The 14,662-nt window shown below is 59.0% G+C and carries 9 protein-coding genes and 2 pseudogenes; 7 read left to right on the forward strand and 4 right to left on the reverse strand.

Annotated elements, in window-relative coordinates; all coding sequences use genetic code 11:
- Positions 1–547 precede the first annotated feature (547 nt).
- The 4 genes from tssK (at position 548) to C5L12_RS26390 (ending at position 8,895) form a co-directional block, all read left to right on the forward strand.
- Entirely contained in the window at positions 548–1,867 is a 1,320-nt protein-coding gene (gene tssK, locus C5L12_RS26375) for a type VI secretion system baseplate subunit TssK (RefSeq protein WP_245423044.1), read from the forward strand.
- A 297-nt stretch (positions 1,868–2,164) separates the two neighbouring features.
- Complete coding sequence (icmH, locus tag C5L12_RS26380) at positions 2,165–3,451, forward strand: type IVB secretion system protein IcmH/DotU (RefSeq protein ID WP_105374997.1); 1,287 nt, start codon at positions 2,165–2,167, stop codon at positions 3,449–3,451.
- 9 nt (positions 3,452–3,460) lie between these two features.
- The gene (gene tssM / locus C5L12_RS26385; RefSeq protein WP_105374998.1) at positions 3,461–7,072 is read left to right on the forward strand and encodes a type VI secretion system membrane subunit TssM; all 3,612 of its coding nucleotides are present in this window, start codon (positions 3,461–3,463) and stop codon (positions 7,070–7,072) included.
- A gap of 200 nt (positions 7,073–7,272) precedes the next feature.
- On the forward strand, positions 7,273–8,895 hold the full coding sequence (locus C5L12_RS26390) for a hypothetical protein (protein ID WP_105374999.1): 1,623 nt from the start codon (positions 7,273–7,275) through the stop codon (positions 8,893–8,895).
- 53 nt (positions 8,896–8,948) lie between these two features.
- On the opposite strand, the gene C5L12_RS26395 is transcribed toward C5L12_RS26390, so the two are convergent.
- Positions 8,949–10,007: a LysR family transcriptional regulator gene (locus tag C5L12_RS26395; protein WP_105375000.1), complete on the reverse strand. Its 1,059-nt coding sequence runs from the start codon at positions 10,005–10,007 to the stop codon at positions 8,949–8,951.
- Positions 10,008–10,689: 682 nt separating this feature from the next.
- Here C5L12_RS26395 and C5L12_RS26400 point away from each other — a divergent pair.
- Positions 10,690–11,427, forward strand: a pseudogene (locus C5L12_RS26400) (hypothetical protein).
- Positions 11,428–11,488: 61 nt separating this feature from the next.
- On the opposite strand, the pseudogene C5L12_RS26405 reads toward C5L12_RS26400, so the two are convergent.
- Positions 11,489–11,687, reverse strand: a pseudogene (locus tag C5L12_RS26405) (ISNCY family transposase); the annotation flags it as partial.
- 154 nt (positions 11,688–11,841) lie between these two features.
- Between C5L12_RS26405 and C5L12_RS29275 the strand changes: the two are divergent.
- Positions 11,842–12,021, forward strand: a complete 180-nt coding sequence (locus tag C5L12_RS29275) for a hypothetical protein (protein ID WP_157949124.1) — start codon at positions 11,842–11,844, stop codon at positions 12,019–12,021.
- Positions 12,022–12,072: 51 nt separating this feature from the next.
- The gene (locus tag C5L12_RS28890; RefSeq protein ID WP_245423045.1) at positions 12,073–12,408 is read left to right on the forward strand and encodes a hypothetical protein; all 336 of its coding nucleotides are present in this window, start codon (positions 12,073–12,075) and stop codon (positions 12,406–12,408) included.
- 229 nt (positions 12,409–12,637) lie between these two features.
- On the opposite strand, the gene tnpC is transcribed toward C5L12_RS28890, so the two are convergent.
- On the reverse strand, positions 12,638–14,293 hold the full coding sequence (tnpC, locus tag C5L12_RS26420) for an IS66 family transposase (protein ID WP_105375002.1): 1,656 nt from the start codon (positions 14,291–14,293) through the stop codon (positions 12,638–12,640).
- A 45-nt stretch (positions 14,294–14,338) separates the two neighbouring features.
- On the reverse strand, positions 14,339–14,638 hold the full coding sequence (gene tnpB / locus C5L12_RS26425) for an IS66 family insertion sequence element accessory protein TnpB (protein WP_205839392.1): 300 nt from the start codon (positions 14,636–14,638) through the stop codon (positions 14,339–14,341).
- Between the last annotated feature and the right edge of the window lie 24 nt (positions 14,639–14,662).

Below are 14,662 nucleotides of genomic sequence, written 5' to 3' on the forward strand. Positions count from 1 at the left end.
GCTCACCCGAGACCCGCTGTCTCCTCCCAAAATCTCCATCCGTCCAACTGTCCTTATGCATGGGAATAAGGACAGGGTCTGAACTGTTTTACTCAATATTCACAGGCGGTCTCGCTCGGACGGATACTCAGTATCCGCCGCGCTAACACACTGACGACCAGTTTCTTGGCCGTCAGGTGGCGGCGTAATCATCAAAGACGCACGTCGGCGGTTTCGGCTGACGCTCCGGTTCACCTCACCGCAGGCCAGAAGGGCTGAACGACCTTGCGGCGCCCGCCGGTACAGAAATCCACCCACGCCGCATCAGGTTGGAATTCGCGATCTCGGAGTAGAAACGGCATCCGCCGTTCCCATCTGAGAAGGCACCCTGGCAATCGCGGCAGCCAGCAGGCCTCTTTTGGCGACACCAGACACTGCATTCGCGCCGCGAATGGTTGGATATCAGCTATGCATGAAAAGGAGCAGTGGAGAACTGCTAAATTGCCGCTGCGGTTGAATCATCGGTTCGTCAGACGCGGGGAAAGCTAAGGTGTCTTGGGAAAACAGGGTGGTATGGTCGGAAGGCCTGTTTCTTCGGCCGCAGCACTTTCAGCAGAACGACCGTTACGTGGAAAAGCTGCTGCGCAGCAGGACTGCCGCTTTGTATGGCTATGGCTGGGGCATCACTGAGCTCCGCATCAATCGCGAACTACTCGTTCTCGGCAAGATCGCCGTAGAAACGGCATGTGGCGTCATGGAGGATGGCACGCCGTTCAGCATCCCTGATGACGCCGACCAGCCAACTCCATACGATGTTCCCGAGCACCTTCGAGATTCGCTTATCCATTTAGCGGTACCGCTTCATCAAACCGGAGCTGTTGAAACCGACTTGCGAGCGGAAGCCGACGTGCCGATACGTTTCGCGGTCGCAGGCCAGGATATCGTTGACACAAATGCGGGCGAAAGGGGGAGCGCCTCCATTGAGGTGGCGCGGCTGCGGTTTCAGCTCTTGCCGGACGCAGCGGATCGGTCAGGCTTCACTTGCCTTCCAATTGCCCGTATCATCGAAGTCCGGGCGGATCGGCAAGTCATTCTCGATGAGGCGCACGTCCCGCCAACTCCCGACTGTGCCAGCTCGCGCGTCCTCTCGAACTACATAACCGAGGTCACTGGCCTGCTCCACCATCGTGGTGAGGCTTTGGCCGCGCGAGTTTCGCACTCGGGGACGCACGGAATTGGGGAAGTCCCCGACTTCCTTATGCTACAGGCCATTAATCGTTACGAGCCCTACTTCTCCCACCTTTCCAAGGCGGCGACCGTAAACCCGGAATCACTGTATGGCGTTATGGTCCAACTGGCGGGCGAACTCGCTACCTTTGCCCTGGTTGAGAAACGTACTCAGACCTTCGGTGGCTACAAGCACCGCGCTCTTGCGCACGCCTTTTTGCCTGTGATCCAGTCTATCCGGTCGTCACTAAGCGCTGTACCCGAACAGACGGCGGAGCCCGTGCCGCTGCGACCGCAGAAATATGGGTTCCATATCGCCAACGTAGCCGACCTATCGCTGTTTACGACGGCAAGTTTCGTACTAGCAGCCCGGGCCGATGTCGAAGTCGAGCGACTCCGACGAGAGTTCCCGCGCCAAGTTAAGATCGGCCCGGCCGAGAAGATCAAGGAGCTCGTCAATGTCGCATTGCCGGGGATCACCATCAACCCCATACCGGTCGCGCCGCGCCAGATTCCCTCACAGGCCGGTTTCACTTACTTCCAAGTTGATCCACACAGTCGATGGTGGAAGGACATGCCCTGCTCCACAGCGTTGACGCTACACGTCGCCGGCGATTTCCCCAAGCTTGAAATGGCACTGTGGGCCATTCGAACCTGTTAGCAACAGGATCTACTCGGCGCCGACAATGCAGAAGGCTCTGTTCAGCGTCGTGATTGTCTCTCACCGGCAGCGATCGAGAGGGCGCTGGGGCGGACGCATCCAATCTGGCCCAGCATTCATAAGGCGGGAAGCTGGGATGCGTCCGTGTCTTCGCTGAAGTCGTCTCAAGCATCGAGACTGGTACGCTCCGAAGCTTCGGGGCCCACCGAGCCCGCATCTCGAGAGGGGCCGGCGACTTGCACGAAGCCAGGGCCGTGAAGAGAGCGCCCGCTCGGAAAGGAATGACCTGGGGTGACGATGTTCATTGAGGAAACGGTCCCAATTTTCCAACCACTGGCCCGCCTCCAATCCGAGGATCAGCTGGAGGACCCTTTGCCGCCATCGCCGGCGTCAACCAACTCTTTCCAGAAGACGCTTGTGGTCCATGGCCATAATCCGCTGGTCGCGGCCGCGGCGGCGCTGCTGGGCCTCTGCGCTCAACTCAAGAGCAATGTCAGCTATTCCGACGTTGAGGGGTTGCGTCTGAGAGTGTTGCAAGAGATCGATGCTTTTGAGCGTCGAATCACGCCTCTGGGCATGTCATCGCAAGCGATTAAAGTCTGCAAGTACGCCCTTTGCGCGACCATCGATGACATTATTCTGAGCACACCGTGGGGCAGCCACAGCGTCTGGACAACGCGGAGCATGGTCGGATCACTGTTCGGCGATACCTTAGGTGGCGACCGCTTTTTCGACCTGCTGACGCAATTGAGAAAAAAACCGCGCGCCAATGCCGAACTGCTGGAACTGCTCTACTACTGCATGAGGTTGGGCTTTGAGGGCCGCCACCGCGTCACTAAGCGAGGCGCCGCCGAGCTCACTCTGGTTTGCGAAGACCTTCACCGTCTGATCCGCTCAGTCCGCGGTGACTTCGAGCCCGATCTGTCCCTACACTGGCGCGGGCATTGTGAAGATCAAAAACTGCGCCGCAAACTCCCTCCAATCTGGATCGTCGTAGCAATCGTGGCAGGAGTCGTCCTGTCGATCTATATGGGGCTGCTTTTTGCACTCAATGCCCGCGCTGATGCTGTCCTTAACGATCTCGCAAAACTGCCGCCGAACGGGACAGTAAGGGTGGTGAGGAGCGTGCCGCGCCCAGAGGTTGCGATGGGCGGCGGTCGACTGCGTCACTTCCTCGAGCCCGAAATCCGTGAAGGGCTCGTCACTGTGGAGGGGGACGCGCAGCAGCTGGTCGTCACCATCCGCGCCGCCGGGATGTTCGATTCTGCGAGTCCGAAGGTAAAGAACGCATTCGTGCCGCTTCTTCTGCGGATCGGCCGATCTCTGAACGATGAGGTGGGAACGGTAGTCCTGACTGGGCACACCGACGCCATGCCGATCCAATCGCTCATCTTTCCTTCAAACCATTACCTCTCGCTCGCGCGTGCCAAGGCAGCTGGCGAGATTATCAAATCCATGATGAACGACCCAGGGCGAGTGCGAGAGGAAGGCAAAGGCAGCGCAGAGCCGATCGCGCCGAACAATACGCCCGACGGACGCACGCAGAACCGTCGGATCGAAATCATCATCAGGAAGACACGCTGAGAGGCAGCAATGCAGTCAATCAAGGAGGCGCTTGGGTCGCAATGGGTCCATGTCAGCGTGGCCGGCATCGTCTGTGCTTTAATCTTCATCCTCGGACCGCACGTCTCGGTCTTGGGAGCTACGCCACTTGACGGCCTCGGCAGTCAAATTGCGGCGTCGATGTTGATTCCGCTCGGATACGCCGTAATCGCCCTCCTTCAGTCCCGACTCAACAGCGTTCACGCTTATCGCGAAGACCTCGTCCAATCACAAGTGTCGGAGGCTCTGGACGGGGCTGGGGCCGAGCAGAAGGAGGCGAATCCGGTGTATTCCACCCGGAACGTTGTGCGAGCGGGCACGGCAGCTAAGAGGGAGCTGCAGACGACACTCATTCGTCTCCATGAGACCCTTGAGATCCTCAAGGGGCGCCGCTTCGCGGGACTCATCGGCAGGCGCTGGCTCTATCAACGGCCATGGTATCTGGTCATAGGCCCCCCCGGATCGGGCAAGACCACCGCGATCGTCAATTCCGGGCTCAGCTTTCCGCTGGTGGACAGGTCCAGCCGGACATCCGTCGGGGGAACGGTGAACTGCGACTGGTGGATTGCCGACGAAGCGGTGCTGATCGACGCCGCCGGCCGCTACACGATCCATGAGGGCGACTCAGAAAGGGACGAAGCGGCTTGGCGTGGCTTGCTTCGGCTGCTCCGTCGCTATCGGCGACGCCAGCCGCTGAATGGGGTCTTGGTAACCATCGGAATTAGCGACCTGAACTCAACATCCGACAAAGTGCGCGTCGACCGAGCCAGTTGCATCCGTCAGCGGCTCCTTGAACTGTACAGGGAGCTCCGCCTGCAGCTGCCCGTCTATGTGCTAGTCACCAAGTGCGATCTGGCGGCGGGATTTGTCGAGTTCTTCGACGATCTTGGTGGCGAGGGGAGGGAGGCGGTGTGTGGATTCACCTTCGCGCAAGAGCCTTCGGAGGGCGACGGCGATCCGATGGAGTCTTACGCACCAGCATACGATGCGCTGGTTGGCCGCCTGAACAAAAGGCTGCTTGAACGAATGCAGCAAGAAAGCAACCCTCAACGTCGCGCACTCATATTCGACTTTCCAGAGCAGGTGGCTAGCCTAAAGCATCTGAGCCAGCAGTTTTTGCAGGAGGTCTTCGGCCGGAATTCGTTTCAGGAGCCTATCATGCTTCGCGGCGTCTACTTCGTAAGCGGGACGCAAGTCGGCACTCGGTTTGATCGAGTTGCGGAGGCCAGATCTCAGATCTTCGAGGTCGCAAGGCAGCCCTGTCCCGCGCTCCCTGGCAAAGAGCGCAGTTATTTCATCTGCCGGTTGCTCCGCGAAGTCGTTTTCGCCGAAGCTGGGCTCGTGGATGCCGATCCCCGCTTCCTCCGGCGTCAGCGGCGGGTCCGCTATGGGATCTACGCGATCAGTGCAGCGGCCATGGTCACCGCTGGCGTGTTCTGGACGTTTACCTATGTTCGAAATGTCACGCTGATGGAGAGCATTCGTCTAACGGCTAACAGCTATGCCGCAGAGGCCAACAAATTGAAGCTCGACCGGGTTGATAACAGCGACCTTCGACCCATCCTGCCATTGCTCCAGCGGCTACGCGGTGTAAGGAGTGGCTTTGCCGACGACGACAGGGCGGGCGATCACCTCGCAGGATTAGGTCTCGACCAAAGCAAGAAAATCGCTTTTCAAGCGGGCGAGGCGTACCACCACGCCCTCAACACTATTCTGCTGCCACGGCTGATCTCCCGGTTGGAAACGTTACTTGCGGAAAGTCACGATCCCTTGTTTCTCTACAAGGTGCTGAAGGTCTACCTGATGCTGGGTAAGCAGGGTCCGCTCCAGCGCGAGGTCGTCAAGAGCTGGATGGGTGCCGACTGGCGCGAAATGTTTCCGGCCGAAGCGGACGCCGGCCTTCGGCACGCACTCGCCGATCACCTCGACGCCCTCTTGGAACCGCCACTAGCTTATGTTGCGCTTAATGGCGAACTGATCGAGAAGAGCCGAGCAAAGTTGCAGGCTGTCTCGCTGCCTCGCCGCGTACTCGACATCATCGCGACCAGTCCCGCGGCCTCGCAGGCGCCCACGTGGCGTCTGGACGAACATGCCGGACCGCTGGCAGAGACCGTCGTGATACGCAAATCGGGACTTCCGCTCAGTGCTGGAATTCCTGGCCTCTATACGCGAATGGGTTTTTACGGGACGTTCCTGCACCTGCTGCCGCAGGTGGCTGACGCTGTCGCTGCAGAAGGCTGGGTGCTCGATGCAAAGGCAGGCGCGGCGACCGCAGCCGGTGATGTGAGCCAGGAGCTGCAGAGCTCGGCGGCAGACCTCTATGCCCAGGAGTTCGCGTTGCGCTGGGACCAGCTAATTGGCGATGTGTCTCTACGCCCAATTGGGACGATGGATAACGCCCTGCGAACCTTGAACACGCTGTCTGCGCCGACGTCGCCGATGCGGCGGTTCCTTGTGGCGACGGCGCAAGAGTTAAGGCTCGAGCAGCGACCGTCTCCCGAGAACGGATTGACGAAAGGTACCGGCGCCGGAAAGAGCCAGGTACCAGCGACTGCCCTCGAGGAATTGTTCCGCTCGCGAGCGGTCGCGGACACGCCTGAAGCATACGTCCGGCTCTATATTGTCGATCATTTTAGGTGGCTGCGCCAGCTCGTCGAAGTACCGCCGAATAGCCAGGTGGGCGCGCAGGCGCCGATCGACAGTGCTCTCCAGGACCTCAGTGAACTTTACCGTTCGCTCAGCCAGACCCAAGGGCTGACCGGTTCGATGTCCTTGGAAAAAGGCGATCAGGCAAGCGTCGCGATCCGCCAAATTGAGGCGGGAGCCGCCAATCTGCCGCAACCTATCAAGCAATGGTTGCTCGGTGTTAGCCGTCGTAGCTCGGACCTAAACATCAGCGGAGTCAAGCGCGAGCTGACGGACGCTTGGGAGAGCGGACCTGGGGACTTGTGCCGGCGGGCCACCGAAGGAAGGTATCCCTTTGTTCGTGGATCTCCTCAGGATACGCCTTTGAGCGATTTCGCCCGGCTTTTCGGGCGTAACGGGGGCATCGACACTTTCTTCACGGAGAATCTGGCACCCCTCGTGGACAGGTCCAAAGGTGCTTGGCAGGTTCGGCCCACGAGAAGTGGCGATGTCCGCATCGACCGCAGCACGCTGGCCCAGTTCGAACGCGCTGCTGCGATCCGCGACACCATGTTCGAGGACGCCAGTAGCAAGCCGTCAGTCGGATTCTTGCTCACCGTCGTTGATACCGACCCGCTAACACGCGAGGTGGTGGTTGATATCGACGGTCAGCGCCTCAAGTACCGGCGAGGAGCAGCTGCGGTCATGCATTTTCAGTGGCCGCCGGCCGCCGGCGTCGGCGGCGCCTCGGTCGCCTTCATCGGTTCTGAGGGCGCCATCTTCTCCAAGCGCGGCGCTTGGGCCTTGTTTCGCCTCCTTGATGAGGCGGAGTTGCGACCTGGGGAGGGCGGTGGCGACCTCATCCGGGTGCGACTGGCGTCCGGCCGCCATTGGGCAATTTTCATTCTCCAACCCGACAGCGTGATGAATCCGCTAATCGGCAAGCTGCTGTCGCGATTCAGGTGCCCGTCCTTATGAGAGCCAAAGTACCAATGAAGTTTCGCCGGAAAGCGTCTTGCGGCTTCTATGGGAATCGAACCTCCGGCCCGAGACAGTGGCAGCGTCTCGAGCTCGCGACGAGCTGAAGACGCCAGCCCATCAGTTTGGCGGGTGACCGGATCCTGTCCCCCTTCACCCGACGCACCATAATCAAGGACAGGCTAAACTGGAGACAGACAATGGCTAAGGCCCATAACAGGCAAAGAGCACAGACGTTCCTGAACGTCATCGAACGGACGAAAGGCAGAGTCGATGTGGAGTTCTGTTTTGCCGTTGGCACCATTGGGGATCCGGAGAAGGCTGTTGTTTTGGTGAGCAAGAGCGGCCTCAACAGTTTGGCCGGAACCCTGAAAAAGATGCCTTATGAAAACGGTAAGGATAGCGGTAAGGCGAATGACTTTGCGCTTCTGCGGCGCGGCACCGGCAAGATGAACGAAGACGGCATTATCCTCCTGCGACTTGCCCGCGGAGGCAAAGCTGGATTCCAGCAGGTGAACAGGAGGATGAAAGAGTACTTCAAGGGCTTCGGCCTGAAGCTACCCCAGATGCAAGAAGCTGGAGTTTTAACTGAAGAAGACGTTCGGCAATTTGAAGTCACTGCCACCAAGAACTCTCAATATCTTCCGGCAGACGACAATGAGGAATTTAAACAGCCGATGAACACCGGCAAGGACGCCGAAGGTAGCCCGGCGGAACGTGTCACGAAGGAGGAGGGATTAGATCAGAGCGAAGCCGCGGGAGAGCAGCAATGTCTTTCGGACGTGTTGAAGCGGGGCGTTGCCACCGCGGCGGCTACGATTTCCAATCACGTTCTATGTCTAAGCGAGCAGATCGGTGCGGGGAAGACCGCCGAGTTGACCCCATTGACTAAGAAAGTTGGGGGGTGGCTCGAGCAAATGCTGGCTGAGACGCCGTCGGACGAGCAGGAGGCAAAGCTGCACAACTTCACCAGCCGGATACTGCTGATGCTGGCCTATCCTGAGAATCTGCGAAATCTCCAGTACGTGGACGAGACGGCCGACGGCGTGGGTCAGGACGCGACACACGGCACCGGCCCTGAAGAAGTCGCGGTAAATGGGATCGATCTCAACAGAGTCCCGACTAACACCCTCGATCAGGACGAGGTCGTGGAGATCCTGTTCCTCCTTGCCAAGGCAAAGGCTCAAGAGCGACAGCTTCCCCACCCTCTGGAGAAGGCGAATTCTGAAAAGATCGCGATGATAGTGTCTTCGCAATGGCCCAAGGAAGATGGCGATACAGCCCGCAGGCGCGAGATTGTGGAGCGTCTGATCTCAGTAATGGAGCAGCGGCTCGGCAACGATGATCAACTCATTGCGCTGCTTGGCTTCAAACTGGGGGATCAACCGAAAGGCAACGAGCCGGCCGTGGGATTGGTCGAAAGCATCAGGGCTACATGGGAAGAGCGTCTCGAAGCTGCGTCGACACTGAGGGACGAAGTAAAGAGCAGGATCAACCAGATGGTCGATGTGGAAGGCAATGGCGGAACCTGGCAGCATGTCGACGACATCTTTCTGCAGTTCAATGGCGAGCTCTCGGATCAGCTCACCGCTATCATTGAGCAAGAGGGCGAGGCAATGTCGAACGCAATCGAGCGCGTCGAAGCCACAGTCCAAACGAAACTCAGCTATCTCGACGGAAACGCCATCGTCGCCCTGCTCGATAATCCTCCAATCGACATCGGACCGGGCACTATCGGGCAGACTCTGCGGGACGGGCTCGCCGACGTCATCAACGGGCTGAAGCGCATCAAATCCTCGCGCGCAGCACCCGCGGCCTGGTGAACGACGTTCCGCAACTGGGTGAACCATCCCGACCCTGACCAGTAGGCCCGACATTAATCGCTATTGCGACGTGAACGAACCAATTGTACTTCAGGTCTCGGTTCTGTCGACGGTTCTATTCTGCCGTTCAGCACCGCGGCGATCTCACGGCGCAGCCAACTATGGCTCGGGTCGTGGTGGCAACGCTCGTGCCAGATCAACTCAACCTCATAGGCCGGCAGTTGCACAGGCGGGTCAACGACCGTGAGCGGCAGCATGGCGGCAAGTCGCGTAGCAACGAGGTGCGGCACGATTAGCACCATGTCGGTTGCCGAAATCACTGCTGCCGCCGTCAGCACGTCGGAAAATAGCATTGGGTCTTGATCCGGCAGGCTTAGCCTAGTCAGGTCATCATAGATCAGACCAAAACCGCGGTTGGAGTTTGCGGCGATGGCGGCGTGGCGCAGCGACGCAAAATTCTCCCTAGTCCATCCCTTTGCCACGGCCGGGTGGTCGTGGCGCACGAGGCAAGCAAAGCGGTCCCCGTAGAGGCTGCGCCGCATGTAACCTGGGGGAGCGGCGCCAATCTGCCCGATGGCAAAGTCGATCTCACCCTGCTCAAGCCGGCTCGCGGCCTCGCCGAGGAGCGGATCGGTGATAATGTCTAGATGAATGTCGCGCTCGCACAGCCGCGGCAGGAGACGGGGCAGCAGGAGCAGTGCTTGATGGTCGGGTATCATGATCATAGCCTTGGACCGCCTTTCCGGAGGCGCGGAGCTGCGAAGCGTTACGATCTCACTGATCGCGTGCAACGCTGAGGGCAGCATCTCGGCGAGGCGTTTGCCAACAGGCGTCGGGACCATTCCGGTTGAGGCGCGAACAAGGAGATCGTCATTGAACATGCCGCGCAGCCTTGCCAACGCCCGGCTAGTCGCCGGTTGAGTTCGGCCAACCTGGTGCGCCGCACGAGTTACGTTGCGGTACTCCAGCAGCGCCTCAAGCACTACCAGCAGATTGAGGTCGATCGATGCAAGGTTCGGCATATACCGTTGACGCGCAGCGTTACCACACTTCGACACCCGCGATCGCAAACACACTTTTGCCGTCTTCCAGCCACAAGCAGGCTTATTCATTTGGCCTCTCCTCTTCGAAATACCCTGTTCTGCAGCCTCCCTCCCGGGGGTGGGGCCCGCGGGCATCAGGTCTGCATTTCGGTGCCGCTGAGGCACTCGGGAGCACGTTCTGGGTTATCACAGCACAAGCCGCGTCTTCCGGCGAGGCCGAACTTGCAAACTGATTCATTTGGCCGCACTTGACCTTGGCGCCCCTCGAGCTCAGTAGAGTGCGTGCGGATTCCGATCTGACGCCCGGCCGCCGTTGCGATCAAAGCCCCCTCTCGTATTGTCGCGTCGATGGATGCGGTAATGCGTCGACGCGGCTCGGAAACAGGTAATCCCGTCCCGCCTGCAACTCCCAATTCACGCAGCGAAAGCCTCACACGTTCGTCAGGGGAGGCCGGCCAGCAGTTTTACTCATGATTTTAATATCTTACCGATGTGGCGGCCAGGTTGAAATGTCCGCCGTCGCGCAAGGTTGAAATGACACTTTGGATACGTCTTCAGCCATTTAGAAATATGACACTCGACATCTCCACTTGCGCTGGGGCAAGCCCCCGACCGTACCGGCTGGGCCGGGTTACAAGGGAAGGCAGGGGACGGCTGAAGGGCACCCCTTCAGCTTTAGCTTTCTCAGTTTCATTTGTTGCGTTCCTGGTAGATGTTGCAGGCAGCTGTTGTGCAGGGCCAGGATCTCGCGATGCTTCCAGAAATCAGGCTGATGGGTGATGTCGATGTAACCGCGGTGTCGCCGCTGCTTCGCGGGATGATCGTGACGATATCCTATGCCGACACTCATAATGGCATTGGATTAACAGCAACGGGCGCCATGAACCGCAAGTTCGTTCACTGGGCCACCGTTCATTTCGATTGGCCCGGGTACACATCCGAAGACCTGTATAGGATGAATAAGGTCCTCAATCAAGCCGACATGCCGCCACTCTGGGTGGTGCGGGATATGCTCCGATATCTAAAGCTTTTTTGCCGGAAGAAAAGAAGTCCTGCTCCCACAAAACGTGGAAAGGACTTTTTGGCTGGACCCCACGCCTTCTTCGATCTGATCGCGACGGATTACCTTTATGCTTATATCCACCACGGGCAGACGCGGGAGGCTGTCCGCAATCGGATGCGTTGGTGGCACGTCTTTCTCAATCTTATCAATATGAAAGCAGAAACGGGCTGTTCGTTGGACGAACTGGCGAACGAGCTATACCCGAGCGAATCGTACCCGGAGCTAGCAGAAATGATTGTCGAAACCTGGGCGGAAAGGTCGTCGCTCCGCTAAGATATCATTCGCCCGCTGTGCTGGCTGAGATTGCTGCACGAATAACGCGAGGGGCTGACGATTTGGCAGCACGGAACCTATCACAAGACACCCTTGTGGCCTGCCTGTTTGAAGCTGGAATCAGGCATAGATTCCGAGTTTATTCTTCATTGAACCGTGGCGGGTAGGGTTGCCTTTGCTCCACCGCACTTTGCTGGAAAAGCGCCTGCCGCCGCTAAGCAATGATCGCGGGATCGTTCATGCCGCTTGCCTGGCTTGCGACCGCGCGGCGTGTAGCCATTCTTCTCGCTGTTCGTCTTCACGGCGGACTTCGTCTGCTGCTCCTGACGTTCCTTGATGTAGGTCAGGAGTTCACCGAGCCGCTTGTTCTCGGTGATCGCCGAATACGTCACGCGCTGGTCCTTGTCGAACATGCCCGGCTCATTCTGGACGAGCTTAAGGCCTGGATCGAAGCCACGCTTTCTACGCTGCCACAGAAGCAGAAGTTGGCCGAGGCGATGCGATACCAGCGATAATGAACCTCGACTTCATCGCCGACATGGGCAGAATGAACGGGGAATGGCGCTCATGAGTAAGAACAGTCTCTTCGCCGGCAGCGATGGCGGTGGAAGGACCTGGGTGACGATCGCCACGCTCCTTCAGACCTGCTTATGCCGCGCGCGGCATAAGCAGGTTTATGCCGACCGGCATACTATGCCGATTAATAAACTTTTTGCCAACGTTTCCGGCACCATAGCGGTCGCCTAATCGGCATAGCTTAGGGTCTCTCCGTCGCAATTGACGCGAAGGAGAGGACACATGAATGCAAGTGACTATTTGAAGCGCAGCGCCCTATACCGGAAGCTGGACCACGGTCCGTATCAGGAGTTTGCACGCGCTTTCACTGCAAAAATGTCGAACGAAGGCCTGGGGCGGCAATGCACGTGGCGTTCGCTAAGCCTGTTTCGAGACCTGATGGACTGGCATATTGGCAATGGACATGCTCCACAGGATTTAAGCGAAGTTCACGTCGATCACTTTCTTGAGCATCGTTTCAAACAGTGGAAGCCCGACTCGGGCGGACCGATCGGCGGTCCGGCGCTTGCTTTCAGCGCTGCGGGAAAAAGGCTTAATACGAGTCGCCGCGCCACCTGAGCGTACAGAGCACGAGCAGATTGTCGACGTATTCGCGGCATATCTGTCGAAAGAGAGAGGGCTCGCCGCCTCGACGGTGGGAAGCCACAAGCTGCTGTCACTTCGATTTATCCGAGAAGTCTGTCCTGCCGGCGCAGATGGATTTGCAGCGCTCACCCCGGAGATCGTCATCGATTATGTCGAGCGACATGCGCTCGATGGTTCGTAAGCCTCCGGTGAAGGCCGCAGGTTAGGCCGCTTGTGCGTTGATGGTCGGCGGTGTCCAATTCCACGGAAGCAGTTGCTCCAGCCTGATAATCGGCGTGTCCGCGATACGGGCAAGAACGTCGCCAAGCCACGCCTGGGGATCGATGTCATTGAGCTTTGCCGTCATGATCAATGTGGCCATAAAGGCTGCTCGATCTGCACCGCGGTCTGATCCGGCGAAGAGCCACAATTTTCTGCCGAGTGCGAAGCCTCGCAGAGCTCGCTTGGCCGCGTTGTTCGTAAGGCAAATCCGGCCGTCGTCCAGGAATGACGTGAAGCCATCCCAGCGCTTGAGCATGTAGTCGATTGCCTCTGCGACCGGAGAACTGCGTGAGAGCTTTGCCCGCTCGGTTTGAAGCCAGGCCTGCAGATCATCGATGAGCGGCAGGCTTTCCTTGCGGCGACGTTCCAGGCGTTGATCGGCCGTCAGCCCGTTGATCTCGCGCTCGATATCGAACAGGCCGTCGATCCGTTTGACGGCTTCGAGCGCCATAGGCGAGATCGGCGCGGCGTTCTTTCCACGCTTGGCGTTTGCGGTAATGTCGGCGAGCACGAAGAACTTGCGCCGCGAGTGTGCCCAACAGAGCGCCTGCGTCAGGGGTTCGGGATCGCGATCGACCTTGAACAGTGGATTGTAGCCGCCATAGGCGTCCGCCTGCAGAATGCCGGTGAAGGTCTTCAGGTGGCGCTCAGGATGTTCCTGCCGTCGATCTCGCGAGGCATAGTAAAGGGCGGCCGGCGGTGAGAGCCCTCCGAACGGCCGATCGTCCCGGACATAGGTCCAGATGCGGCCCGTATCGGTCTTTCCTCTGGCAAGGATCGGCACGGTCGTGTCGTCGCCGTGCAGACGTTCGGCAGCAAGGACATGCGCCTCGATGAGGGAGTGAATGGGCTTCAACGCCGCGGCACAAGCACCAACCTGGTCGGCCAGCGTCGATAGGCTAAGATCGACGCCTTCGCGGGCATAACGTTCGCTCTGGCGATTGAGCGGCTGGTGCTGGGCGAACTTCTCGAACAGGATCATCGCCAGCAGGTTCGGTCCTGCAAAACCGCGGGGCGTTACGTGGAATGGTGCGGGTGGCTGTGTGATCTTCTCACACTCGCGGCAGGTAAACTTTTCCCGCACCGTCTGGATGACCTTCCACTGACGCGGGATGACTTCCAGGGTCTCGGTGATATCCTCCCCGAGCTTCGACAGTTTGGCCGATCCACAGCAGGCGCAATTGGCGGGAGCGGCGATCACGACGCGCTCGCGTGGCAGGTGTTCGGGAAAGGGCTTACGTGACGGGCGCTTGCGTTCGAAGGCTTTGACGGCTGAGGATTTGGCGGCGATTTCCGCCGTCAGTTCATCCTCACCGGCGTCCGCTTCCAACTCCTCGAGTTGCAATTCCATCTGCTCCAGGAGTCGCGCCTTGCGCTCGGACCGGCTGCCGTAGAGTTCACGGCGAACCTTGTCGATCTCCAGCTTTAGCCGCGCGATCAGCGCCTCGGAATGCGATACGAGTGCCTTAGCACTGGCGGCTTCTGCCTTGGCGGTCGCCACTTCTGCTTCGGCTGCGACACGTCGAGCGCGTTCCTGGGCCAGCAGTGCGAGGGCACTGGCAAGGTCGTCCGGAAGCTCTTCGGTCGCATTGCTCATGACAGGATGGAATCATATTCGACCCCGTCATTCCAGTGCTTTTGCTTATCCGGCCGACGTCGGTCGCCACGTCTTTTGCGGCATCCGCCAGTCGATACCTTCCAGCAGATAACCGAGCTGCGCGGGCGTGATCACCACTGTGCCATCGGCCGCTGATGGCCAGATGAAGCGGCCACGCTCCAGCTTCTTCGTGAACAGACAGGCTCCCTGGCCGTCATGCCAGATCACCTTGATCAGGCCGCCACAGTGCGCTTCATAATGCATCCCTCCATCAAATTCCGGGCAACCGGACGACTTTATCGTATTGATAATCTTCATAAAACTTGGGGCGCCGATCGACGACACCCTGCACCCCTATCCGGACGGCTT

This window comes from Neorhizobium huautlense (assembly GCF_002968575.1).
GTDB classification, from domain to species: domain Bacteria; phylum Pseudomonadota; class Alphaproteobacteria; order Rhizobiales; family Rhizobiaceae; genus Neorhizobium; species Neorhizobium huautlense.

What these genes read in the sequence shown, in the direction of transcription:
- C5L12_RS29275 (WP_157949124.1), top strand. Translation starts at nt 11,842, where the DNA reads ATGAGTAAGAACAGTCTCTTCGCCGGCAGCGATGGCGGTGGAAGGACC.
- icmH (WP_105374997.1), top strand. Translation starts at nt 2,165, where the DNA reads ATGTTCATTGAGGAAACGGTCCCAATTTTCCAACCACTGGCCCGCCTC.
- tnpC (WP_105375002.1), bottom strand. Translation starts at nt 14,293, where the DNA reads ATGAGCAATGCGACCGAAGAGCTTCCGGACGACCTTGCCAGTGCCCTC.
- C5L12_RS26395 (WP_105375000.1), bottom strand. Translation starts at nt 10,007, where the DNA reads ATGAATAAGCCTGCTTGTGGCTGGAAGACGGCAAAAGTGTGTTTGCGA.
- C5L12_RS26390 (WP_105374999.1), top strand. Translation starts at nt 7,273, where the DNA reads ATGGCTAAGGCCCATAACAGGCAAAGAGCACAGACGTTCCTGAACGTC.
- C5L12_RS28890 (WP_245423045.1), top strand. Translation starts at nt 12,073, where the DNA reads ATGAATGCAAGTGACTATTTGAAGCGCAGCGCCCTATACCGGAAGCTG.
- tssM (WP_105374998.1), top strand. Translation starts at nt 3,461, where the DNA reads ATGCAGTCAATCAAGGAGGCGCTTGGGTCGCAATGGGTCCATGTCAGC.